The sequence below is a fragment of the Paenibacillus sp. FSL K6-2524 genome, from assembly GCF_038005525.1.
GTDB lineage: Bacteria > Bacillota > Bacilli > Paenibacillales > Paenibacillaceae > Fontibacillus > Fontibacillus anaericanus.
The window spans coordinates 726,176-750,938 of the sequence record NZ_JBBOSP010000001.1 but is presented as its reverse complement, the minus strand read 5'-3'; the positions used below and the strand labels follow the sequence as shown (position 1 = coordinate 750,938).

Here is a 24,763-nt window from a genome sequence, read left to right as displayed (position 1 = left end):
TGCAATATAGACTGGAACCCATGATATTGTTTTTACCATAAATGGATACAATTATATAGTAAACTCATATGACTAATTACTATCTTCAGATCACCGAATCCCCTCCAAGAAAGGAAACTATAACATGGTCCGAAAATATCCAATATGGAACTGTATATTCTTTGTTGCTGTAGTAGTCATGAACGCATTAGCTCAATTCGTTCCACTCGGTGGCAAGCGTACCGGAGAAATCTCTGATATGCATCATACGCTAATTACACCCGCAGGATACGCCTTCACGATATGGATCGTCATTTACACCTTATTGGCTGGATTTATCGTATACCAATTTCGTAGCTATAATGGATTAACTGATTCCGTGCTCCCTCTACGATTCTGGTTCATACTGTCCTGTATATTTAATATAGCCTGGATTCTACTCTGGCAATACCAATTTATCGTCTTATCCCTAATCGCGATAATCATGTTGCTGATTACACTCGCGGTATTGTACTTACGAACTCAAAAAATTCTCTTCCCTACTAGAGGAGAGCGTTGGTTTATTATTCTACCCTTCAGTCTGTATTTCGGTTGGATTTGTGTCGCAACACTTATCAATATACAAATTGCGCTATATTACACCGATATCGGCATTAACTTACATTCCAACGAGCTATTTGTAGGGGTTATTATACTTATCTTTGGCGTGCTAGCTTCTTTCCTCATTAGCTACCGTTCACTTAACGGTATTATTCCGCTCGTATTCTTCTGGGGGTATTCCGCGATAACTGTAGAACAGAAAGAGCATACGACAGTTTTTCTTACGGCTGGAATATTGTCTTCCATCCTTTTGGTATATGCATTGTGGATCACGTTCATGCGTGCATGCGAACGAGATTAAAAAAACCGAAGCGAAGAGAACCAACATGTTCTTCATCCGCTCCGGCCCCTTACCGGATTTATGCTTTTGCCCTTGCATCAAAGACTATTTCAGGGCTATAACTTCGATCTCAACTAATCCGTCTTTCGGTAGACGAGCTACCTCAACCGCACTACGCGCCGGATAGGGTTGTGCAAAGAAAGTACCATATACCGCATTTACCTTAGCAAAATCATTCATATCTTTCAAATAAACTGTCGTCTTAACAACCTTATCAAGCCCACTACCTGCCGCTTCAAGTATTGCCTTAACATTGTTTAGGGATTGCGCTGTCTGCGCTTCAACACCCTCAGCAAATTGTCCTGACTCCGGAATCAAACCTAACTGCCCCGATGTGAACACGAGCTCTCCAATTTGCATCCCTTGTGAGTAAGGTCCGATCGCCCCTGGCGCTGCATCAGTTGAAATAACATTTTTAGACATTTACTATTCCACCTTTTTATAATTAATTCGACTAATATAAATCTCTCCACTGAGAAGCTTCATTATATTGCCATTATTTTAACCTTCTAAATATATTAACATGGTGAACTACAAAAGATAAACTGAACTCACAGTATTTACTTTCGTCCTTTTGCATGAGCCGTTTTCTTGATCCATTGTATAATAACGAGTAAATAATAGAAATCCAACTTTTTACTGCCTTCCTGTCATCTATATGATACACTCTAATTTGGTTATGAAAGCTACCTATTGATCTAAAACCTTATAAGCACGCCAGAAATCATCCTCACAAGGCGTTCACTATTCATTATTGTTTTCTACTATAATAAATAGGAATGTCTTTATTGTTTGTAATATTTGGATCGGCGACTTCCGTTGCCCTGTAATAATTAGGAGTTTTATTCATTAAAAGTCGTCACAAACTATGTGAAAAAAATCGCCCAGAATTATAGTTAATGTGATATAATAAAAATAATTCTTCACAAAATTTAAATTTTAAAAATTCGAACAATCTTTTTCGGCTCTTTAACTCCGATCGTTTATCCTATAAATTGGAGGTAACAGGGATAGCTATGTCACACGGTAAGTGATTTATTTCACATAACCATTCCTGTTTTTATGTTAGAATTCCAACGACTACTGCTCTCCGTTCTCGATTGTACCGTATATTTCCTAGCTGCTTCACATTTCTTCTGTTATTAAAATGGTTCACATTTTAATATATATAATACATTTCTGGAGGTCATAATTATGAAAAAAGCTTCTATTATTCTCAGCAGCGCATTGCTGCTAGGTCTTCTCGCAGGTTGTGGATCCAATGATGCTAAAAATGCTGAGAAAGCAAATAACACACCACCGGCAGCAACAGAAAACAGCACTAATACTCCTGCTGCAGAAGGTCAATATCAAGATGGTGTTTACTTTGCACAAGGCGAAACTGATGAAAGCTCCGGATGGCGCCCATTCGTTACATTGACTGTATCCGGTGGTAAAATCACTGAAGCTAAATGGAATGCAACAAGCGCAAAAGCACCAGTTGATAAAGTTACTTATTCAGAAGAAGGCAAATACGGTATGAAAGCTGGCGGCGCTGCTTCCGAATGGCATGAGCAAGCAGCTGCAGTTGAGAAATACTTAATTGAGAAACAAGATCCTAAAGATATCACTTTGACTGAAGGCAAAACGGACGCTATTTCTGGCGTATCTGTACACGTTAGCGAGTTCTTTGATCTGGCTAGCACAGCTCTAACTGCTGGTCCGGTCCAAGTTGGTCCATACAAAGATGGTACCTACCACGCTGAAGCTGCTGCATTCGATGAGCACTCTGGCTGGAAAGAAACTGCCGACATCGTTGTCGCTGCTGGTAAGGTTTTAAATGTAAACTTTAGTGGCATAAATGATAAAGGTGAAGACAAGAAACAAAACTCAATTGACGGTAAATACGGTATGAAAGCTGGCGGTGCTCAATCCGAATGGCATGAACAAGCCGCTCTAGCTGAACAATATTTGCTTGAGAAACAAGATCCAGCTGCATTAACTTTTAATGAAGAAGGTAAGACTGATGCGATTTCTGGCGTTTCAATCACATTGAAGTCCTACTATGATCTTGCAGCTCAAGCTCTAGAACAAGCTAAATAAGAATTTCTTTTCTCTCAGCTCCATGAATACCAACCCATATTAAGAGGTGAATCTTTTGAAGAAAATAGTAGTTCTAGGCGGCGGTTATGGTGGTGTTGTCACTTCCAAGCACCTCGCCAAATTGTTCAAAAAAGACAAAGATGTACAAATTCAATTGATCGACCGCAATCCATATCATACGCTTCTGACAGAATTACATGAAGTAGCGGCAAATCGGGCTCCGGAAGATTCAATCAAAATTGAATTAAAGAAAATCTTTGCCGGACAAAAGGTAGATGTCGTTCTCGATTCAATCGACAACATTGACTTCGCATCTAAGCAACTTACGTCTGAGAAGGCCACTTATAAATATGACTATCTAGTCATCGGTACAGGTTGTAAACCAACCTTCTTCGGTATCCCTGGAGCTGAGGAACACGCTCTAACATTATGGTCTTATGAAGATGCTATTCGTCTGAAAGAGCAAGTTCGCCGCATGTTTGGCGAAGCAGCTAAAGAAAGCGATCCAGCTAAACGTCGTAAGAAACTTTCCTTCGTAGTTGTTGGTGCTGGATTCACCGGTGTTGAATTAGTTGGCGAGTTGGCTGAATTCCGCGATGAGCTTTGTAAAGAATTCTACATTGATCCTAGCGAAGTTCGTCTAGTTGTAGCGGATATGGCTCCTAAGATTCTGCCTATCCTTCCCGACAAACTGATCGATAAGGCGGTTAAACGTCTTAACAAGATGAATGTCGAGATCGTTACTAACGCTAAAATTACTGGTGTTACTCCTTCTAGTGTAACTTTAGGTGATACTGAACTTGAAGCCGACACTATTGTATGGACTGCTGGTGTTGAAGGCTCTGACCTCGTTGGTAAGCTTGATGTACAACAACAAGGTCGTAAACGTATTGTTACTAACGATAAATTGCAAAGTGTTGACCACAAAGATGTCTACATCGTAGGCGATAACATCTTCTACATTCCTGAAGGTGAAACTCGTCCGGTACCACAAATGGTTGAGAATGCTGAGCAAGCAGGTCCGCTCATCGCTCACAACATTCATGCAGTTATTAACAATAAACCGCAAAAATCTTATAAACCAGGTTTCCACGGAACCATGGTCTGCATCGGTAGCCGTTACGGTGTTGCCAATGTTGGTCTTCCGAATAAAATGTTCATGCTTAGCGGCTTCATGGCTATGGCCAGCAAGCATTTGATCAACCTTTACTACTTGTTCACTGTAGCTGGTTTCAGTAAAGTTTGGACTTACATGATGCATGAATTCTTCCATGTAAACAACCGTAGAAGCTTCCTTGGTGGCCATTTCTCCAAACGTTCACCAAACTTCTGGTTGGTACCACTTCGTATCTTTGTTGGTTATAAATGGTTGACTGAAGGTCTCGATAAGTTGCCTAAGATTTGGAAGGATCCTTCTAACATCTTCTTGATCCCGGCATCCCCTAATGCTGGCGATGCTTTATCAGCAGCCAGTGAAGCTGCCGGAGCAGTTACTACGACAGTAGATGCTCAAACAGCGGCTTCTGCCGTAGAAAGTGCATCAACTGCAGTTACAGCGCTTCCTGTTCCTGGATTTATTAAGAGTATTGTTAACGGAACTATGGACATCTTCTTCTACACGAGTGATGGTGGCTACACTACTCTTGCAACGATATTCCAATTCTTTATGGTATTCGCAGAAATCGCTATCGGCGCAATGCTTATCGTTGGTCTGTTTACCGCAGTATCATCGGCTGTTACAGTAGCACTTGGCGTCATGATCTGGTCTTCCAGCATGGCTTCCTCCGAAATGCTCTGGTACATGACAGCAGGCGTTGCCCTCATCGGTGGTTCAGGTAGTATGTTCGGCCTTGACTACTACGTTCTTCCTTGGCTTAAGAAACAATGGAAGAGAATTCCGTTAGTACGAAGATGGTATCTATACACTGAATAAATATTGTAACCATTATTTATTCCCAATACGGAGTAATGTGCGCTAGCCGCACATTACTCTAATTTTTACCTCTAATTTTATCTCAAATTTCAAGGATACTAAAGCTGATTACGGCATTATACCGAAGAAGAACTTTCTTATTTCAGCACTTTTTTTCTCACTCATTTAATCAAGCTGCTAATTAAGTTTATCGAGAATCCGGTTACGGAAATTTGCCAATATCGGTATCAGGGTCCCTGCTAACCTACCTGCCTCTAAGGAGTGTGTACCCTTATGAATATTAAACTCTTCCATGAAGCTATTCACTTGTTGCAGGGCGAATTATCGCCTGAAACTGGTATTATTCTAGATCTTAAGGAAGAAGACGTATTACCTATGGCGGACCTGTTGGTTCGATATGATCTACCCTCAGATCGTCAAAGTCGTCTACTCTCCATTTACATTGCAATCAAGCTCGCCCTTCTGCGACACAGCAGCTGTGAAGGCTCTGGTGAATACCTCACCCGTCAGGTATTGGATGGCGACTACTTATACAGTTTTTATGTTCAATTATGTCTTCAATGGGAAGAATACGAATTACTTTCTCACTTGGCACCTATCATCAAACAAATTCAGATCAAAGCCATTGAAGGTACTCCTGAAGAAGAACGCTTATTAAAGGGATGGGAGTTATTTCTACAACTTGAGAATACCCACAGCCGAGCTAGCCAAGCCATCTAATAATCCAGAGCACACTATTTCGTGTGGGGACTGCACAGAATACGACATGAGGAGGTTCATCTATGAAGCTCGATGAAGCCTTAAACATCCCTCTAAGAACGGTAGACAAAGAGATCATAAATATAGTCAAGTTTGATAAAGATGTTCCCCGCTCTTCGGTTCTTGCCAAGAGTATCGTAGATCTGGTCCGATCGGGTGGCAAACGCGTTCGTCCCTTAATGGTAATCGTCGGAAGCCGTTTCGGCCCTTCGCCTGATAAAAGTAAAGTATGGCGACTCGCTGCAGCTGCAGAATTTATTCATGCCGCCTCTCTAATTCACGATGATATTATAGACGATTCCCCTGTCCGGCGCGGTCAGAGTGCGCTTCATGTCAAATTAGGCGTTAAGGGAGCTCTGCATGTAGGTAATTATATGTCAGCGAGAGTCATTGAACTGATTTCTGGTTATTCAGCTGAACGTGAGAGATATGCTTACGACCTATCCTCTTTAGCAACAACCCAGTTATGCCTAGGCGAATATCAGCAATTATCTTATTTATATAATTACGATATCACGATTGAACAATACTTGGATAAATCCATAAACAAGACTGCACAATTAATCGCCACATGTCTTAAGATAGGCGCACAATCTGCTGGTGCAGATGAAGAAATATCTAATCTACTGTACACTTTTGGACAGAAGCTCGGTATATCGTTTCAAATTCGTGATGACATACTTGATTTTACGCAATCTTCGGATAAGTTAGGTAAGCCAGCTGGTAGTGATCTACGACACGGCCAAGTCACACTTCCTGTATTGTACGCGCTTGAGGATCAGCATTTAGCTTCTTCTATCCGTGCAATCTCTAGTGAGACCCCAGTTGAGGAAATCGATGCTGTCATCGCAAGTATCCAAAGTAGTGGCGCTCTTGAAAAGGCTGAGGACCTCAGCCAACAATATTTAAATGAAGCGCAGGAAATTATTGATCAGCTTCAAGAGTATCCCGCTCACCATGATCTTCAGATATTGCTTAATTACTTTGGGGGCCGTGATAGTTAATGGGATGAAAGAGTAGTGAAGTGCACTCGCTTCGCATGCCGTTTGATCTTTCGATCGCTGTTATCCTCAGATTTCTTTAACCCTACTATTTAATTGAACTAATTATTGTGATTATTGCCTCCGAGAGCGAAATGTTCTTACGATCGCTGTTGTCCCCGAATTTCCTGATTGAATTGTTATTACGGTTGAAATTCGGGGACAAAGGCGAACGCTGCGCTTCTTCAGAATCATTTCGCTCTCTCCGGTATATCATCATTTTTTTAATTTATATATAGCGGTGGAAATCAGAGGAATACGGTCAACGCTTCTTCAGATTCAAACGGCCCGCTACGCTAGCTTCTTTACTACTCTTTTATGTAAGAAGAAAAAAGGCAGGGTAACAAGTAGATTGATCTACTTGTTACCCTGCCTTTTTGTTTGTATCGCTTAGGATAATAAGAAGTAATCAGCCAATGTAGAGAATAAGATGACCATGCTAATTACTTGATTTAAATTGTACGAAGCGACGTTCATGCGCTTTCGGTTACTTGGTTTGATAATTTTATGTTCGGTCAGCAATAGAATTGTGGCAATACCAATGCCTGCGATATAAAACCAACTTAGGTCCCTTATCGGAATAAGTGCGATCAGTAACAGTACCATAATGAAATGCAGCCCCGCTGCGATCCTCAGACCATTTTTCAGGCCAAACACACTTGGAATAGACCAAAGCCCATGATTCTTATCGAATTCGATATCTTGGGAACCATAGATGATATCAAAGCCCGCGATCCATAACATGACGATGGTTCCGAGTATGAATGGGGTGATAGCAAATTGCCCTGTTACAGCAAACCATGCTCCGATTGGGGCAGATGCAATGGTGAAACCGAGATATAAGTGACTCAAATAAGTAAATCGCTTCGTGTAAGAATACGACGAAATCAGGAATATAGCTACCGGTGACAAAATGAAGCACAGCATATTCAGCATGGCAGCAGCGAAAATAAAGATACCGTAATTGACCACCACGAACAATAATACTTCCTTCGATTCCAATAACCTCCGTGGTAGATGGCGATGGGCGGTACGTGGATTTTTCTCGTCAAATACGCGATCTACTACACGGTTAAAAGCATTTGCGCCGTTTCTAGCACCAATGAGTGCAATTAGTCCCCATAACATCACACGCCCGGACGGCCAACCCTCAGCGGCCCATACCATTGCAATGATGGCAAATGGCAGTGAAAATAGCGTATGCGAGAACATCACTAGTTCACCGTAAAGTTTAATTCTATGCGTAATTTTTCGGGCATGTTCCATTATAATTCACTCTCCTTGTTCCAAACGAGTTAGGGGTATCATTCCCCTACTCGCCTTCTTACTCTTGTAGCGGCGTACTCTAAAAATATAATTTCGATAACGTATCCTCTAATGCAGCGAGCATCCCACTAATATCATCTTCTGTGATCACTAATGGAGGTTGGAAGGCCAACACATTACGATCTACCCCATTCTTACCGATGATGTAGCCGCGATCCTTCATCTCTTCTAGTACATCATCAACTAGCTCAGCTCCGCGCCGGGTATCGTCCCAACACAACTCCGCACCGATCATTAGTCCAGCTCCCCGTACCTCACTCACTATCGCTGGATAGCGATTAGCGATGTCCTGGAGCCCTTCTTGTAATTGTGCGCCAAGCTGCTGCGCCCGTGTGGGCAGATGGTGTGACTCGATATAATCAAGTACAGCAAGGCCAGTTGCAGACGATACTGGGTTACCACCAAAGGTAGAAGCCGATGGGCGATTATAGCTTGCCGCAATTTCATCCGTAGTAGCAAAAGCTGCCACAGGTATGCCGCTTCCAAGTGCTTTGGCCATCGTAATAATATCAGGCACAACACCTAGACGGTCCATAGCAAACATAGCGCCAGTTCGGCCAAACCCAGTCTGAATCTCATCGGCAATAAGCAGAACTCCATACTGCTCTAGCAGTGCCTTCACCTCAGCGAAGTACCCTTCTGGAGGAACAATGATTCCTGCATTGCCCTGAATGGGCTCCACAATCATAGCAGCGATCTCCTCACCCTTCTCCTCAAGCACAGTCTTCAATGCTTCCAGTGAACGGCGAGCCGCTATCTCTGTATCTACACCTCGTTCATACGGTCGCGGAATAAAAGTAACATCACGCTCGTGTTCAAGCTGGGGATCGGTACGCCACATTTGTATTCCCGTGACGCTCATTGTTAAGTATGTCCGTCCATGTAGCCCCTGCTCCAAGGCAAGGAAGCCTCGTCGGCCTGTATGGAGACGAGCCAATGTCAACGCACCTTCATTCGCCTCTGAACCACTGTTCACGAAGAACGTACGGTTCACCCCTCTAGGAAGGACACCAGCCAGACGTTCTGCTAAATCAACATTAGGTTGTGTTAAATAGATCGTACAGGTATGTTGCAGCATCTTCAGTTGCTCCGCTGTACGTTCTGCTATCTCCGGATTACAGTGGCCACTGGCTACAACCGATACACCAGCGAAGAAGTCGCAGTAACGCTGACCATCATGACCATACAAATACTGCATTTCCCCTTTTACCAATTGGGGTGGATTACGATAGAAATGGCTGGTACAGGGATAGAAATATTGTTTGCGTTTCTCGAGAACATTCTGAGGTCCAATGTAATTTTGCATGACTCTCGCTCCTTTTCCTGTTCACAAATGTGTGAAAATCTTCACCTACCTTGTGGTCAAGAACTCACTAGACAGGTAATATGAATTACAAAACCACTTCAGCTTCCGTCTTACTCTCCGTATCCGAGTCCTTAGCCTCGCCATTTTGATCTCCATCAAATTGCAGTGCACCGAGTGTAAATCCCGCATATACCGGATTCAATTCCTCCAACTGTGGTTCTCCCGTCCCTACCTTATCCAATGCGGATCTATAGGCGCGTACTATATTCTTTAGCTGTTCTGGACGATACGTTGCCCCTTCAATCCGACATACAGATAATCCTGCGGCACTGAGTTCCTCTACCACCGATAGGAGACATAATTCCTTAGCCAAAGTTAGATGACAGCGCCCATGAACGTCACGGTATACCGGGTTCTCACCTTTATCCGTCATCATCACTAGCACACTATTATCTACATATTGATTATCTTCCTTAGCGATTGGCTCAAAAGCTTCCGTATTCTCATACAAATCATGTTCCATATACATAATAACGGACGAACCGTGTACAATCGCTTCTAGCGGCACCTGAGTATTCTTCAGTAAGGATACATAATCGTTCAGTTGAAGTTCCATAGATGCAGTAAGTCTCTCTACTCCAAGAGAATTATAGAACTCTGCCGATAGTGGATTCGATATATTCAAGTTGATATCACCCACAAGTGGGTAACCACTGGAAGCAAACTTATGAATCGCACCGAGATTCGTCGCCAAAATTCCATCGATCGGTAAACGTTCACCTGATAATAAAGCATCATATATTTCAAATTGAAGTTCGGTCATCATTCGTGGCAATCCCAAATATACCTTAGCATTCCCCTTCAACGCGCCAAGTTCCAACAAATCCGCTTTGGAAAAAGGACGGTCTGGCTCAAACACATCTCCTGATAAGTAAATATGATCTGCGCCTTCTTCTAACGCAACCTTAGCTTGTGCCATATTGTTCACATGGACGGATAATTCCGCTACACGTGAAGTCTCCGATTGTCTAATGCTGGTCAACTTCTCCGAGATCTTCTCTAACCTTGTGGCGCTAAGTTCACGCTCTACCGTCGGTGTACTAAATACCTTGCCTGTACTATAGAATTTTCCCGTTCCTTCATAACGTTTATTGATATACGATAATCCAGGACGACCAAATGCATAACCCGTGGAAAAATCACGTTTACGATTCTCAAATAACAAACTCGTATCCCGGCTTCGTTCAAAACCAATTGGATCTTCAATGTAACGGTCGATAGCATCTCCATAAGCATTCACTAACATCAGCACAAAAGCGGAATCGCGCATGCGACCTTCGATCTTGAATGAGGTTATTCCACCATGGATCAGTTCTGGAATATGCTCATACATGAACATATCTTTAACAGCAAGAGGATACTCGGAAGGATACACATTGCCATCTTTCTTGATTCGATATTCCCAACGACATGGTTTCAGACATTTACCACGATTACTACTCATTCCAAATACGGAAGAACTGAAATAGCAGTTAGCTCCATGTACCGAGCACATATCCCCATGAACAAAATACTCTAGCTCCATGCCGGTCTCTGCCAGAAGATGCCGCGTTGTCATCAGATCCATTTCTCTCGACGTAACAACCCGTGTGACACCCATTTCCTTAAGGGCCTTAACCATCTCCACGTTGTGTACGTTCATCATGACTGAAGAATGGACATCAAGAGACAAATTCATCTCCTTAATCAATGCGATGACAGCGAAATCCTGAACTATGAGCGCATCAGGTCCTGCCGTTTCGAGAAATTTTAAATAATCCCGAGCTTCAGCTAGTTCGCCCTCACTAAGTAAATTGTTAACCGTAATATACACTTTTTTACCCAAGCCATGAGCGATTTGTACAGCTTCAGTAATCTCGTCCAGCGTGAAATTGTACCCCTTGCGCATTAGACGCATATTTAAACTCGGACCTCCGAGATATACAGCATCACAATTAGCCTCTATTACTTCCTTGAAAATATCAAACGTACCTACCGGTGCAAGCAATTCAACTTCTTTTCCATTAAAATAGCGAGCCACAGCGTTTCCCCCTCTGTATGTGTAGTATGTGTGAGCGTTCAAAAGATCAATAAAAATCGATTCCACATCTTCTTCTATATAAATCTGAGATAAACAATGATAGCGACTAGCATCACATACGATAGAATAAACCCAGTATCACGTTTACTCCAGCTCAATAGATGATATTCCGAGCGTGGTGCCCCGACTATATAACCACGTGACTCCATAGAAAGGACTAACTCTTCAGCACGGCGAAATGCTCCAACCGTCACCGGGACAAGCAATGAAACTAGCAACCTGCCTTTTTCCTTCCAGGGTAGCTCCTTCATATCCGCTCCCCGAGCCGCTTGTGCCTTCATAATTTTGTGAGTCTCATCTAGAATCGTCGGGATGAATCTTAATGCAATGCCCATCATAAGAGTCAATCGCTCCGCCGAGATCCCTACTTTACGCAGTGGCTTCAAAACACCGGATAAGCCTTGATTGAGAAGTCCTGGTGTCGTTGTAAACGTGAGAATAGCAGTAAAAGATACCAGTAGGGTCATCCGCAAGGCAGCGATTAACCCGCTGCTCAGCCCACCGGAGTAAAGTTCCCATGAACCTATGTGCCATAAGACGGTCCCTTGCTTAATCGACAGACTTTGAACAACAAAGATAAATACCATAAGAACCCACAGTGGCTTGGCGGCTTTGGCATAATACTTCAGTGGGATACGGGTAGAAACCATATACGCTAGTGAGAAGACCGTAGCTAAGCCTAACGCGACCCATGAATTAACAACTAAGAGAGCGATAAGATAGAGCACCATACCGGTTAGCTTTGCCCTTGGGTCCACACTATGGACCCAAGAGCCCGTATCAATGCTTCTCCCGAATAGCAATTTGTTTCGCATCCTTTAACCGCCACCCCCTTCTGCCGTATCATGAACTTGTAGCACCCTCTCTAACCTTTCCGCCAGAGCCTCTACAGTCAAACAAGGTTCTTCCATTTCCAGTCCGAATCGGGTGGCTATTTGATTCCAATAGGAAATGCAGGACGGGAGTGCAAGGCCACTAGCTTCAAGTTTCAATGCTTCCCGAGTAAGCTCCGCAGCTGAGCCTTGAAACGTCTTACGCCCATCTTGCATCACAATCCATTGATCTACATATGGCAGCATTTCTTCCATTCGGTGTGTTACAACAATTACCGTCTTTCCCTGATCCCTCCGCAGACGGTACAGTAGTTCCGCAAGTTCCGCCCTACTCTGCGGGTCTAATGTCGCCGTGGGCTCATCCAGCACAATCACATCTGGATCCATCGCAAGTACGGTAGCAATCGCTACTTTACGCATCTGCCCTCCGCTCAGATGGAACGGATTTCGTTCAAGGAACGAGTCGTCCAAGCCCACCATAGAGAGTGCCTTACTAGCTTGCTCCTTCGCTTCCACCTTGCTGCTTCCGAAATTAAGTGGTCCAAAACAGAGATCCTTCTCTACCGTATCTTCAAAGAGCTGATGTTCAGGGAACTGAAATACCAATCCAACTCGTCGACGAAGTTCCATCAATTTAGGTGTTTTTTCTCCAGCGGACATGATAACGTCAAGAACTTGAACCTTGCCTGTCGTGGGCATCAGAATACCATTGAGGTGCTGCAGAAGCGTTGACTTTCCCGAGCCTGAAGCACCGGCGATCGCCACAAATTCACCCTCATTTATCTTTAGGTCTATATCTTCCAATGCTCCATGTCGCCAAAGATTCTTAGCATCATAAGCAAAACTCACTTGTTGAAAAGTAATGGCCATAGGGTCCCCTCCACCTCCTTATCAGCATTGGGAAAAGGAGGAACTTTAATCCCTCGTCCTTCAAGTTCCTGAATTAACCGAATGTGGTAAGGAGCAATCAACCGACAAGAATCCAACAAAGCATCGTCTCTAAATAATGTATCCGGATCTACATCAGCGGCAACGGTCCCATCCCGAAGTACAATCACTCGGTCCGAGGCCATAATTTCTTCAGCATCATGTGTGATCGACACCATGGTGTAATCTCCATTGCTTCTCATGTCTCGCAAAATATGTAACAATTCACCGCGGGCCTGCTCATCCAACATAGAAGATGCCTCATCAAAAATAATAATTGCAGGCTCCATTGCTAGAATCGCAGCCACTGCTACACGCTGTTTCTGTCCTCCTGATAGCTCGGATGGATGTTTGGAAAGTAGATGCTGTATCCCTAGCTTCTCCGCGTATTGCTGCACTCGAGACACCATTTCTACACGTGGTAAACACTGGCCCTCCAGTCCAAAAGCAATGTCTTCTTCAACGGTAGCACCAATAAATTGATTGTCTGGATTTTGGAATACCATGCCGATACGGGGCATAATAAGTGAAGCCGTCTCCCTAAGCAGCGGGGTACCCTCTACAATGATCTTTCCGGCATTCACAGCAAGAAGCCCGCCAAGTAGCTTGGCGAGCGTCGATTTTCCACTACCGTTGGCACCAACCAACGATACCCAGCTTCCAGAGGTAATGCTTAGTGTCACATCGCTGAGGACCGGATGCTCCGGTTCGTAGGCGAAGGAAACCTGCTGCAGATCATAGGCTAGTTTTGTTCCTTCCATAACCCTCTTCCCCCTTCTTGACCAGCTAGGAACTGGTCAACTACACCCGATCAAGATGTTTTAGCCAGAAAACTATCAAATAGAGACAGTTTGGAGAGTGCCGGTATTAAATATCTCACCGCGATACCTACTGCAATCCCCGTCAGAACTCCCATAATCATAAGCATAGGCAAATAATAAAAAATATTTAAAGTTCCAAAGTAAAGTGCTGCTGCAGTGAGTTGTCCGAAGTTATGCGCAATCCCACCGATAATACTAATTCCGATTACACTCAGTTTATCTCGTCCCACCAGTAGCAGGAACCACATCGCAGCAAAGCTGAACAACGCTCCCATAATACTGAATAAAAAGCTAGAAAAAGTCCCAAACATAAAAGACGTTAACAAGGTCTTAAGTATGACCATCATGAAAGCGTCCCTCGTCCGTAAAAAATATAGACAGGTCAGCACCATAATATTAGCGAGGCCTAGCTTCGCGCCTGGAACACTCATATTAACAGGGATGTACATTTCCACGAGACTAAGAACTACAGACACAGCGGCAAAGATCGCAATGATCACCGTTCTTTTTAATGCGATACTAGATTGCTCATTTAACGATGACATCGACATCATCACCTTCCCCAGGAATCCCCTCGATTTCAACTAGCACTCGATGAGGCAAGCAAACAATAGTGCCCCCATTCCGCTCAACAAATCCAAACGACAGACATACTTCATCAGGGCAATCTGCTTCGATCATCTCGATCCCGTAATCGTGAACCTTTAATATATTATACCCAAATTCTGTTTTTACATCGATTATCTGCTCTTCTTTTGTCAATTCAACGGTTTTAAATAACTTTCCATCAACTGTAATATTAGCAACCTTTGGTGTCTCGTTGTGATTTTTTTCACTAGATTCAAACCACCTAGGAACTAGAAATGCAAGCGCAACGATAACAATCAAGCCGATTAATAGCATATCTCCGCGTTTCATGGGGTAAACTCCCTTATTTTTTGATTATATAAATCTTATTCATTATACATGGAACTAGATCAACCTTCAATGAATAACGTCTGTTATTGTGTTTATTTCACCTCTTTTCACAAAACTCTCACTTCGGAAGTCGTCTTTTGGAATCCAATTTGTGTAATAAAGGTCGATCTGCTAAAATCAATGACGAACTGACAGGAAGAAAAGAGGCTTCTAATGAAAAAATACAAACTTACAATCACACTTACCACCCTAGCTCTATTCGCCAGTCTGTTAAGTGGCTGCTTTGGCAATAACAATAATGCAGCGGACTCTACCCAAATTACGAGCGGCAATTCATCTCAGTACGAAACACTCGAGCCACTATCCCAAACCTATTTTATATTCGATACGGTTGTAAATGTCAAAATTTACGACACACGAGCGACCAAGGACAATTTACAAGACATTGAGAATATACTGAAAAATATTGACCAAAAAATTAGCCGCAATCAAGAAAACAGTGAAATATCTAAGGTCAATGCTAAATCAGGTATTGCAGCTGTTAAAGTATCAGAAGATACGTATGATCTCGTCTCCAAAGCACTAGAATACGCCGAGCGTACAGATGGCTTGTTCGATCCCGCGATCGGTAAGCTCGTTGGACTATGGAACATTGGGCATGAAGGTGCGCATGTTCCCGCTAAGGAAGACATCGCAGAGGCATTGCTGCTAAGTGACTACCGTAAGGTTGAGATGAACGACGATACACATGAAATTTATTTACAGGAAAAAGGCATGGACATCGACCTTGGTTCTATTGGTAAAGGGTATGCAGCAGATGTCATTTACGATTATCTCGCTGGCAAAGGGTTCAACAGTGCCATTATCGACCTCGGCGGCAATGTCTTTGCTATGGGTAGTAAACCCGGTGGCAAGAAATGGACCGTTGGTGTTCAAGACCCCACCCAAGAGAGAGGAATTTCTATTGGTACCATCCAAGTCGAGGATAAGACCATCGTCACTTCAGGGATATATGAACGCTTTTTTATAGAGAATGGCAAGTTGTACCAGCATATCCTTAATCCGACAACGGGATACCCTGTAGACAATAATATCAATAGCGTAACCATCGTGACCAATCGTTCAACCGATGCTGATGCCTTATCTACTACATTATTCGTGCTTGGAATCGAAGAGGGGCTCAAATTTATCGAAAATACACCCGACGCCGAGGCGTTGTTCATTTCGAAAGATAAGAAGCTTTATGGCACTTCTGGTTTCAAAGAATTGTTGAATAAAACGAATGACAGCTATACATTTGCGAATTAGATAAACAACTATTATATCAAATGTTTAACGGGTAAGTTGATACATTAATATCAACTACCCGTTTTTCTTTGTCGTGCTATTGACATACCTGTGCATATTGTTATATAATATAATTTGATTGATTATCCTCGGTTTTAGATTCCTCAACGTACAACCCTTCTATATACCGTTTCAGGTATAGCATTCCTATTCTATTGACCCAAGAGTAAGAATTTGTTTCTGATTCACACTGGCGCGGTCTTCGGAGCCGCAAGGATGAAAGAGAGGTAGGGCTTTTGTCGTTTTAGAAAAACAGGTACTTGTACAAGTAGGAATACCGATGTTGATGTCTTTTAACGTGTACATAAAAGACAGATTATCATACAGCATTATAACTAAGTCCGGTCCCCCATTATCCACTTCATTGGAACCGGAGCTAGGCAATCGCCCTGCGGATAATCCGCAGGGCGATTTTCTATTTAATAATTTATTTTCAATGAATATCACTCTACGCACGAATAACAAACCATAATTGAGCCCAGAATAACGATGTCTTCCAAACTAACTCAAAGAGGTGTTTCGTATGCGTGAAGGTATGATTCCTACTGTTCTCGGAGCTGTAGTATCCGCTTCTGCTGCATCACTGCTTGGAAGCAAGTATAAACTTGCTGCAACGGGAGCTCTTGGTTTTGGCCTCGCACATGTCGTGCTAGGTGCCATTGACCTGTTTGACCGACGCTAGCTTTGGAGGGTGACCCGGGAGGAATTCCTCCCGGTATATACACTTTTTTCTTTAGCCTGTCCCAATCTCATACGCACCAAAGTCTAAGCCCTCGCATAGAAAATCCCCCTCTATTTATTAGTCCGCTGGTGTAGGCCCTGTTGATAAATCCCCAATATCCTCAGAACCAAAGAAAAATAGGGCTATTAATATCACTACAATGACTGCCTCTGCGAAACCCTCTCCATCAAATGAATTACTCATAATTCACCTCTTCAGTCAGATGTCTTTATCTTCCACTCTTCTTCTTCAAAGCTGCAAATACTTCATCCAAAGTCATTCCACCATTTTCATCTAGAAATTGTGTCATCTTCCCTATATTTGGATTACTCAAGTCACCAAGAGTATTGAATTTACCAACTAGACTAATAACGGTTGATGCTTCCCGAAAGAGTTCTATAGAATCCACTTTTAATTTACCAGTTAACAGTAGCGAGGCTACAATGATCTCTAAATTTTTACTCTTCAGGGAGGACTTTGGCGTTGAACGTTTACAATTCTGCTTCTTATTTCTATCAAGGGGAGCCATACGGTACCCTCCCATTTCATTTAAGTCATATTAGACATCTTATGCTGAAAATAAAAATGCGTACGTGGCATTCATGCTTTTAAAAAACGTTAGTTTTGTTTTCATTGACAATAAGTAGATGCACAAGAGATAATTTCAACTTAGATATTTCGGCTCTAGCACTTGAATGAAGGAAGGAATGGGTAAAATGGACAACGTAACATTGGTGCAGGTCACTGCTGATCATCCAGATTTGAACGGTATAATAACAAAACTTGATCATTATTTATTACAGGTCTACCCACCAAGTGAGATATTCGGGCTAGATCTTACCGATTCTAAGAATAACAAGACCATCTTTATCGTTGCATATTTTAACGAAATTGCAGTTGGATGCGGCGCAATCAAACCTATTGATGGTGAAATCGTAGAATTGAAGAGATTTTTTGTAGACCCTGAATTTAGAAATCGTGGAATAGCGACAGCGATTCTTAACGACCTAGAAAATAGAGCCCTAGCTTTGAATTACTCAACCATTAGACTAGAGACTGGAGAAAAACTCCCAGAAGCCATAACTTTGTATCAGAAGCACGGGTATTATCCCATCGATAAATACGGAGAGTATGTGGATTGTGGGTCCAGTCTTTGCTATGAGAAACAACTACGATAATATATCCTTCCTTAACATGAACAAGAGGATGTCCCTTAGCTAATTTATATGGCTTAAAGGACATCCTCTTGTTATTCACCCTACTTTTTTTGAGAATTAAATTAATATGCTACTTTCAATTTGCATAAGTATAACTATCATTGGTTTTATTCAGCATTTCCTTAAATCCAGAAGAAGCATACAGTTTCTTGTCCTTCGTAATAAAGAGGACTTCCGCATTGGGGATATTCTCCACGAATTTCAGCCCCTCTTCGATTCCTAGAAGTACCAGGGCTGTATCCATAGTATCCGCATCAGTCGAGCGGTCAGTTATGATTGTTACGCTGCTGATATTATTGTCGACCGGATATCCCGTTTTCGGATTAATAATATGTGGGTACATCTTTCCATCTTCAATGAAATAACGCTCGTAAATACCTGCGGTCACAACGGTTTTGTCATTAATGCGAATTGAACCAATGGGAATGCCACGCTCCTGGGTTGGATCCTGAATCCCTATGTTCCAATCTTCACCTGTAGGTTTCTGGCCCATGGCAAAGACATTACCACCCAAATCGATAATTGCACTGCTGAATCCTTGCTCCGCCAAATAATCGTAAACGGCATCTGCGGCATAACCTTTACCGTAGGAACCTAGGTCAATTTCCATGCCCTTATCCTGTAAATAAATCTCATGAGTTTCTTCGTTCATTTCAATCTTGCGATAATCGCAAAGTTGTTGCATAGGAGCGATCTCTTCTATAGGAAGCACATGAGCACCTTCGTGGCCAATATTCCACAGGGTAACGAGCCTCCCAATCGATGGGTCAAGCAAACCGTTTGTCCGTTTGGCATAATCTATCGCAATTGAGACAAGTTCGAACGTATCTGGAGAAACCTGTACGGGAGCTATCCCGCTATTCGCATTAACCTTGAAAATTTCACTTTCACTATTCGTGCGGCTGATTTTGTTATCAATCTTATTGAGTAGATCCTCGATATCTTTAAGGTTTTCTTTGGTCGCCCGATCATCGTAAATGGATACATTCACAACGGTATCAAAAATAAAAAAGGTTTCCTTCATTGGCCCATTATTCTGTTGTGCCTGTGACTGCTCCTTATTTGCTGTGGGTTCCTTCGCATTACCGGAATTTCCGCAGCCCCCGATTAGAGTACTAACAATAGATATGATTACCAGCAAAATTGCTGATTTGTTCCTCTTCATAAGTGAACCTCTTTTCTCTCTGTCATTTTCGTCCTTGATTGTAGCAGAAAAGAAACAGGACTAAAAGTGTAAAAATTCACGTTTGCATACATTATCTTATTTATTTTTTGGTGAAGTAGATAAAAGTACTACCATTTTGGCTTCTGATACCTTATCATATGTGAAAATAGTAGTATTTTGTAAAATTGAGAGGAATGATGACTTTTGGTTCAACAGCGTAGTATTGGTTTGGGTATTCTTTTTTCTATTATCACATGCGGAATTTACGGGATTTATTGGATGTACAAAGTCTTGGATGAATCAAGAGAGATTAGCCGAGATAATGAAGGCAGCGCAGGTCTAGATTTGATATTAACAATAATCACTTGCGGAATTTACGGGTTCTTTGCGTTCTACAAAGCAGGTTCACGTATATATGAAGCGGATGTTGCTCGTGGAAATAGGTATGCAACTAATGATACGGCATTGATCGTTATCTTGTATTTATTTGGTTCGATTGTTTCTGTGGCAATTCTTCAGCACAAAATTAATAAGTTTATAACAGCTTAATCATTCTATATGATTAGTGCATTGAAACAATTGGACCGGAAGAGGTTCCTGCCCATCTTCGTTTTTGGTGTCGTGGGACTCCTTAGTATTGCGGTAAATCTTCTGTTCCAAGGGAGTATTTGTATCTTTACAAATGTATTTGGTATTCCTAGTCCTGCTTGTGGTATGACGAGAGCTTATATGAGTCTCTTTCAAGGGGATATTGGAGCAGCATTGATATACCATCCGTTATTCATCATGCCTATACTGATGTGCATACTCGCAGCTTATAAAAAATTAAGTCAGCCAATTATTATCCTATTTATTATTTTGCTACTAGCAGTGTGGATTTTACGATTAATCTTCATGCTTCCCGATCAAATCGAGCCGATGGTGTACAATCCGGATGCGTTGATCCCCACCCTGCTCACTATTGTGAAGCAATGGATTGGGTTGTAGTAACGATAGTTTAAGGGTAACAGGTACAAAGATTTGGAGCATGGTTTCTCGGAAACGGGAGATCATGCTCTTTTTTCTATAACTATCATGTGGGTGATAAGAAGGAAAGGTAAATTTCATAAAAAAGGGCCATACGGAGAATATCCGCAGGCCAGCGCTAATTATGTATGTTCATAACGTGATAAATATCCTGTTTAAGAGTCCTAGAACTTTACCAGACGATGCACCATCAATTACTGTAAATATTGAAAAAATAACATAGTTATCGCGTTCACTAGTAGCCTCAATAACAGATCTTCCCAACGAGTTAGCAATTCCTTGTACTATTACACCGTCACTTTCATTCGTAATTTCCTTCACGATATATTCGCTGAAATCCTCTATTGTTGGGTTCGTTATCGCTAGTAAAATAGCTACTAGTAATAAGACAATTACTGTAGCATTGCGTGTTCCCCTACCTTGTGCAGTAATTTGGATCCCTCCTAAACTATCGTATAACTTATTATATCCTCTGTTGGGATAAAATGTATATATAGACCATGTGAAATATCAAAAAAACCTCCCACGAATTTCGTAGAAGGCTGCGTATATTATAAAGATGCTGGTGAAGGGAATTGAACCCCCGGCCTACGCATTACGAGTGCGTTGCTCTACCCCTGAGCTACACCAGCATGGTGCTTGTTATGCGGGAAACAAAAACAATTATACAACGCTCAGAAATTATTGCAAGCATAAGTGCCTAATGATTCCCTCTATTCAATAAAGTTCCTATAACTTCTCACGCACTGAGCGTAGCTTTTGTTCCGAAGAGCTAATTTTGTCCCGACGATCATCTATTTTGATCGAGGTGGACACACGCTGGGCATCAGATTGAAAAGGCGCTTCATGTATGGCCCGGATTGCCGCAAAAATATGATCAAGTGAGCCTTCAATAATCGTACTCATCGACGTCAATTGATACTGTATTCCCTCTTGTTTCTCCAATACTCGCTGTAATTCTGCTACATAGGGACTGAGACTAGTCGTTCCCGTTCCGATCGGAATAACCGTTACCTCCGCAATTGCCATCGTAAAACCTCCTTAATTATTTTCACCTCTCTCTATTGTAACCACTCCACAGATGCAATAAAAGTTCACAATTTTATTTTGTCCCCGCGAGCCCGCATCATGAAGCCAATCCTTCACTTTCAGACCATTATCCGATCGTTTATTTTGTAAATTTTCCGTTTACAAACACAATATATTGGGTTACTCTTGTAACAACGCAACCAAATATAGTGTAAACAGGTGATCCAGCGGGAAATCCCGCTGCGACTTAAAAAGGGAAGTGCGGTGCAATTCCGCTGCGGTCCCGCCACTGTAACCGGAAGCTTCTAGGGTTAATATGGACCCTCTAAAGAATCATCCGACAGAATGCCACTGCAGTTATTTCTATCCTGCGGGAAGGCGTCGGAGGACTATTCCGGAAGCCAGGATACCTGCCTGTTTAGACGACACCGGAACAATCCTGCGAGGAACGGGTATGGTGTCCGCTTGCAGCTGACATTCAGCTATTTTTTGAAATGCCATTAGGCTTTTCTTGAGATGCATTCGGGCATTTTTGACCTAGTAGGGTTGAGAATGCTTTTTATATTATATTAATGCTGAGTTTTTTGGGAGGAGAACTTTGAAATGGCGTTGTTAAACCCTATTTTTACCGACCGTGAAATAATGCTTGATGAAGTAATTACTCTGGGCGATGAAATCGTTGAGAGTCGAAATTTGGAGATGCTTCGCGAAAACGCCAATTTGAACGGGGAAAGTTTCTCGGGCAAAATGAGTAAATTCGGTAGTGAATACGCCAAATGGTATGCAGGAAACTTCGTTATGCCAAAACGGTTGATACAAGCAATTAAAGATAATGTTGTTTATGTCCACGATCTTGATCAATATGCGATCGGCACGACCAACTGCATTTTTATCCCATTCGACAAATTACTCCGTGAAGGTTTCAATACCGGCAATGGGAGCGTACGTCCTCCAAACTCAATAATGACTGCTATGGCTTTAGTCGCTATTATTTTTCAATCCCAGCAAAATTCACAATATGGCGGCGTTTCAGCTAATAAAATAGATTTCGACCTGGCTCCTTTTGTAGCGAAGTCGTTCTTCAAATATTTCCGCAAAGGTCTGGATTACTTTGATGAAGGTAGCTTGGATGACAGCATGGGCTACATCTCAATGAGCCGTAGCGACTTACAAGAGAGTTATCCTAAATCATTTAAATTTGCACTCAAAGAAACCGAGAGTGAAACACTACAAGCTGCTGAGAGTCTTATTCACAATTTGAATACGATGTCGAGCCGTGCAGGTGGGCAAATTCCATTCACAAGTATAAACTATGGTACCGACACCTCACCGGAAGGCAAGCTCGTTACAGAGTCACTACTGACAGCTACGATGCGCGGACTGGGCAGTGGCGAAACACCGATTTTCCCCATTCAAATTTTCAAATGTAAACAAGGCGTCAATCAAGCACCAGAGGACCCTAACTATTCGCTATTTCTAAAAGCGGCAGAATGTTCCGCTAAAAGGCTCTATCCAAACTTTGCGAACCTAGATGCGCCGCTAAACTTGATGTATTACGTGCCAGGTGATCCTGATACGGAATTCGCAACAATGGGATGTCGTACACGAGTACTACACGACCGCTTTGGACGTAATCATTTGTCCGGCAAAGGAAATCTCTCCTTCAATACGATGAATCTTGTGAAGCTTGGTTTGGAGCATGGTACCGTATTAGGACAACGTAAAGTAGCTGATGAGCGCGGATTCTACCGGGAGTTAGATCATTATCTCGATATCGCACTTGAAGGACTACTGCACCGTTACAACATTCAAAAGGCCCAGAAAGCCAAAGCCTCGGACTTCATGATGAGAGAAGGCGTATGGGAAGGCGGCGAACATCTTCATCCAGAAGAGCCCGTTGGCGAACTCCTTAAACATGGCAGCTTGTCCATTGGATTCATTGGTCTCGCAGAATGTATGAAGGCTATGTACGGCAAACATCATGGCGAAGATAACGACATATACAAAAAAGCTTTCGAATTAATTTCCTATATGCGTAATTATTGCGACCGTCAGAGTGAGCGCCACAACCTGAACATTACCCTGTTCGCCACACCGGCAGAAGGCTTGTCCGGCAAGTTTACTAAGCGGGATAAGTCCACTTATGGTTCGATCGCAGGTGTAACGGATCGTGAATACTATACGAACTCTTTTCATATTCCAGTCTACTATTCTATTAGTGCTGCTAGAAAGATTGAACTAGAATCCGCTTTCCACGATCTATGTAATGCAGGAGCCATCTCTTATATTGAGCTGAACGGTAATGCCCGGAGTAATCCCGCAGCGTTCTTGAAAATCATTCAATACGCTCTATCGCAACAGGTCAGCTATTTCAGTATCAATCACCCGATTGATCGCTGCTCAGCCTGCGGCTTTGAGGGAATTATCGGAGCAACCTGCCCTTCTTGCAATAGTCATGAGAATGATGTGCACATCCGCCGTCTACGCCGTGTTACTGGGTATCTTACTGGAGATTATCAGACTCGATTTAATTCTGCCAAACAGGCTGAAGTTCGGGATCGGTTGAAGCATAACACATGAACATCTGTGGCTACTATCCGGAATCAATTAATGAGGGTGAAGGCCTAAGAGCCTCCATCTTCGTTAGCGGATGTCGCCATTTCTGCAAGGGCTGCTTCAGTCCCGCCACCTGGAATTTTAATTATGGCGATCCCTTCACGAAGGAACGGGAAGCGGAGATTATAAACGACATCAAGAACAACCCATTACTCAGTGGCGTCACAATTCTTGGAGGAGACCCCTTCTTCTCTGCATCAGAGGTTAGTGCATTCATTGATCGACTAGTTCAAGAAGTAGGTCCGATATCGATTTGGATATATAGCGGTTATACTTACGAAGAATTAATAGAACAAACAGATTCGCCGGAATACGAGTTACTTCGTCGTTGCCAAGTATTGGTAGACGGACGTTTCGTCGAAAAACTACGTGATCCTTCACTACTCTATTGTGGTAGTTCCAATCAACGGCTAATTGATATCCAACAAAGCCTGTCCCATGGGGAAATTAAGCTATGGAAACCAACTTACTCTTTCTAGCTATTCAAGTTTCTAGTATAATTGAACTTCTGTGATACTTTTTAAGCCTAATGATTATATCAATTTCATCGGCGCTACTTTACTTAGCGCCTTTTTTTACAGGCTTTAATTCAAATTTAAAGATTTGAAAACTGAACTACTTCTTTCTATCCTATTACC

At 42.4% G+C, this 24,763-nt stretch carries 25 protein-coding genes, 1 tRNA gene and 1 riboswitch; of the genes, 12 read left to right on the top strand and 14 right to left on the bottom strand.

The window, feature by feature from the left end; translation table 11 throughout:
• Positions 1-124: 124 nt before the first annotated feature.
• Entirely contained in the window at positions 125-880 is a 756-nt protein-coding gene (locus tag NST85_RS03250; RefSeq protein ID WP_127190051.1) for a TspO/MBR family protein, read from the top strand.
• Between the two features lie 84 nt (positions 881-964).
• Here the strand turns inward: NST85_RS03250 and NST85_RS03245 are convergent, their stop codons facing one another.
• A complete protein-coding gene (locus tag NST85_RS03245; protein WP_127190050.1) occupies positions 965-1,342 on the bottom strand; it encodes a RidA family protein in 378 nt (125 codons plus the stop codon).
• Positions 1,343-2,113: 771 nt separating this feature from the next.
• On the opposite strand from NST85_RS03245, the gene NST85_RS03240 reads away from it, so the two are divergent.
• The 4 genes from NST85_RS03240 to NST85_RS03225 all read left to right on the top strand — a co-directional run bounded on the left by NST85_RS03240 (position 2,114) and on the right by NST85_RS03225 (position 6,697).
• On the top strand, positions 2,114-3,001 hold the full coding sequence (locus tag NST85_RS03240; protein ID WP_341188521.1) for an FMN-binding protein: 888 nt from the start codon (positions 2,114-2,116) through the stop codon (positions 2,999-3,001).
• Positions 3,002-3,056: 55 nt separating this feature from the next.
• Entirely contained in the window at positions 3,057-4,934 is a 1,878-nt protein-coding gene (locus NST85_RS03235) for an NAD(P)/FAD-dependent oxidoreductase (protein ID WP_127190048.1), read from the top strand.
• A gap of 273 nt (positions 4,935-5,207) precedes the next feature.
• The gene (locus NST85_RS03230) at positions 5,208-5,654 is read left to right on the top strand and encodes a hypothetical protein (protein ID WP_127190047.1); all 447 of its coding nucleotides are present in this window, start codon (positions 5,208-5,210) and stop codon (positions 5,652-5,654) included.
• 62 nt (positions 5,655-5,716) lie between these two features.
• Complete coding sequence (locus tag NST85_RS03225; RefSeq protein WP_341188520.1) at positions 5,717-6,697, top strand: polyprenyl synthetase family protein; 981 nt, start codon at positions 5,717-5,719, stop codon at positions 6,695-6,697.
• 426 nt (positions 6,698-7,123) lie between these two features.
• Here NST85_RS03225 and NST85_RS03220 read toward each other — a convergent pair whose 3' ends face one another.
• The 8 genes from NST85_RS03220 to NST85_RS03185 form a co-directional block, all read right to left on the bottom strand.
• Positions 7,124-7,999, bottom strand: a complete 876-nt coding sequence (locus NST85_RS03220) for a UbiA-like polyprenyltransferase (protein WP_341188519.1) — start codon at positions 7,997-7,999, stop codon at positions 7,124-7,126.
• A gap of 79 nt (positions 8,000-8,078) precedes the next feature.
• Entirely contained in the window at positions 8,079-9,365 is a 1,287-nt protein-coding gene (locus NST85_RS03215) for an aspartate aminotransferase family protein (protein WP_341188518.1), read from the bottom strand.
• A gap of 85 nt (positions 9,366-9,450) precedes the next feature.
• Positions 9,451-11,445, bottom strand: coding sequence for a peptidase U32 family protein (locus NST85_RS03210; RefSeq protein WP_341188517.1), 1,995 nt, complete (start codon positions 11,443-11,445; stop codon positions 9,451-9,453).
• 74 nt (positions 11,446-11,519) lie between these two features.
• Positions 11,520-12,320 (bottom strand): energy-coupling factor transporter transmembrane component T family protein, encoded by an 801-nt coding sequence (locus NST85_RS03205; RefSeq protein WP_127190042.1) that lies wholly within the window; start codon positions 12,318-12,320, stop codon positions 11,520-11,522.
• A 3-nt stretch (positions 12,321-12,323) separates the two neighbouring features.
• On the bottom strand, positions 12,324-13,208 hold the full coding sequence (locus tag NST85_RS03200; protein WP_341188516.1) for an energy-coupling factor transporter ATPase: 885 nt from the start codon (positions 13,206-13,208) through the stop codon (positions 12,324-12,326).
• Positions 13,184-14,026, bottom strand: a complete 843-nt coding sequence (locus NST85_RS03195) for an ATP-binding cassette domain-containing protein (protein WP_341188515.1) — start codon at positions 14,024-14,026, stop codon at positions 13,184-13,186. The genes NST85_RS03200 and NST85_RS03195 overlap by 25 nt, the downstream gene beginning before the upstream one ends.
• A gap of 50 nt (positions 14,027-14,076) precedes the next feature.
• Positions 14,077-14,631, bottom strand: a complete 555-nt coding sequence (locus tag NST85_RS03190) for a Gx transporter family protein (protein WP_211350020.1) — start codon at positions 14,629-14,631, stop codon at positions 14,077-14,079.
• Positions 14,615-15,004: a NusG domain II-containing protein gene (locus NST85_RS03185; RefSeq protein WP_127190039.1), complete on the bottom strand. Its 390-nt coding sequence runs from the start codon at positions 15,002-15,004 to the stop codon at positions 14,615-14,617. The genes NST85_RS03190 and NST85_RS03185 overlap by 17 nt, the downstream gene beginning before the upstream one ends.
• Before the next feature lie 213 nt (positions 15,005-15,217).
• On the opposite strand from NST85_RS03185, the gene NST85_RS03180 reads away from it, so the two are divergent.
• Both NST85_RS03180 and NST85_RS03175 read left to right on the top strand, forming a co-directional pair.
• The gene (locus NST85_RS03180; protein WP_341188514.1) at positions 15,218-16,312 is read left to right on the top strand and encodes an FAD:protein FMN transferase; all 1,095 of its coding nucleotides are present in this window, start codon (positions 15,218-15,220) and stop codon (positions 16,310-16,312) included.
• Positions 16,313-16,874: 562 nt separating this feature from the next.
• On the top strand, positions 16,875-17,033 hold the full coding sequence (locus NST85_RS03175; protein WP_127190037.1) for an asparagine synthase: 159 nt from the start codon (positions 16,875-16,877) through the stop codon (positions 17,031-17,033).
• Between the two features lie 117 nt (positions 17,034-17,150).
• Here NST85_RS03175 and NST85_RS03170 read toward each other — a convergent pair whose 3' ends face one another.
• Both NST85_RS03170 and NST85_RS03165 read right to left on the bottom strand, forming a co-directional pair.
• Positions 17,151-17,276 carry a hypothetical protein gene (locus NST85_RS03170; RefSeq protein WP_341188513.1) on the bottom strand — a complete coding sequence of 42 codons (126 nt, stop codon included), beginning with the start codon at positions 17,274-17,276 and terminating at the stop codon, positions 17,151-17,153.
• Between the two features lie 25 nt (positions 17,277-17,301).
• Positions 17,302-17,601, bottom strand: coding sequence for a hypothetical protein (locus NST85_RS03165; protein WP_127190036.1), 300 nt, complete (start codon positions 17,599-17,601; stop codon positions 17,302-17,304).
• Positions 17,602-17,788: 187 nt separating this feature from the next.
• Between NST85_RS03165 and NST85_RS03160 the strand changes: the two genes are divergently transcribed.
• On the top strand, positions 17,789-18,250 hold the full coding sequence (locus tag NST85_RS03160; protein WP_341188512.1) for a GNAT family N-acetyltransferase: 462 nt from the start codon (positions 17,789-17,791) through the stop codon (positions 18,248-18,250).
• A gap of 115 nt (positions 18,251-18,365) precedes the next feature.
• Here the strand turns inward: NST85_RS03160 and NST85_RS03155 are convergent, their stop codons facing one another.
• Positions 18,366-19,454, bottom strand: a complete 1,089-nt coding sequence (locus tag NST85_RS03155) for an FAD:protein FMN transferase (RefSeq protein ID WP_341188511.1) — start codon at positions 19,452-19,454, stop codon at positions 18,366-18,368.
• A gap of 204 nt (positions 19,455-19,658) precedes the next feature.
• Here NST85_RS03155 and NST85_RS03150 point away from each other — a divergent pair, with 204 nt between their 5' ends.
• A complete protein-coding gene (locus tag NST85_RS03150; RefSeq protein WP_127190033.1) occupies positions 19,659-20,003 on the top strand; it encodes a DUF4234 domain-containing protein in 345 nt (114 codons plus the stop codon).
• A 9-nt stretch (positions 20,004-20,012) separates the two neighbouring features.
• A complete protein-coding gene (locus NST85_RS03145) occupies positions 20,013-20,441 on the top strand; it encodes a DUF2752 domain-containing protein (protein WP_127190032.1) in 429 nt (142 codons plus the stop codon).
• 599 nt (positions 20,442-21,040) lie between these two features.
• Here NST85_RS03145 and NST85_RS03140 read toward each other — a convergent pair.
• Together NST85_RS03140 and NST85_RS03135 are read right to left on the bottom strand one after the other, a co-directional pair.
• Positions 21,041-21,112, bottom strand: a tRNA-Thr gene (locus tag NST85_RS03140).
• 97 nt (positions 21,113-21,209) lie between these two features.
• On the bottom strand, positions 21,210-21,509 hold the full coding sequence (locus NST85_RS03135; protein WP_127190031.1) for an MTH1187 family thiamine-binding protein: 300 nt from the start codon (positions 21,507-21,509) through the stop codon (positions 21,210-21,212).
• A gap of 200 nt (positions 21,510-21,709) precedes the next feature.
• Positions 21,710-21,941, top strand: a riboswitch (cobalamin riboswitch).
• Between the two features lie 171 nt (positions 21,942-22,112).
• Between NST85_RS03135 and NST85_RS03130 the strand changes: the two genes are divergently transcribed.
• Both NST85_RS03130 and nrdG read left to right on the top strand, forming a co-directional pair.
• Positions 22,113-24,089, top strand: a complete 1,977-nt coding sequence (locus tag NST85_RS03130; protein ID WP_341188510.1) for an anaerobic ribonucleoside triphosphate reductase — start codon at positions 22,113-22,115, stop codon at positions 24,087-24,089.
• Positions 24,086-24,604 carry an anaerobic ribonucleoside-triphosphate reductase activating protein gene (gene nrdG, locus NST85_RS03125; RefSeq protein ID WP_341188509.1) on the top strand — a complete coding sequence of 173 codons (519 nt, stop codon included), beginning with the start codon at positions 24,086-24,088 and terminating at the stop codon, positions 24,602-24,604. The genes NST85_RS03130 and nrdG overlap by 4 nt, the downstream gene beginning before the upstream one ends.
• Positions 24,605-24,763 lie beyond the last annotated feature (159 nt).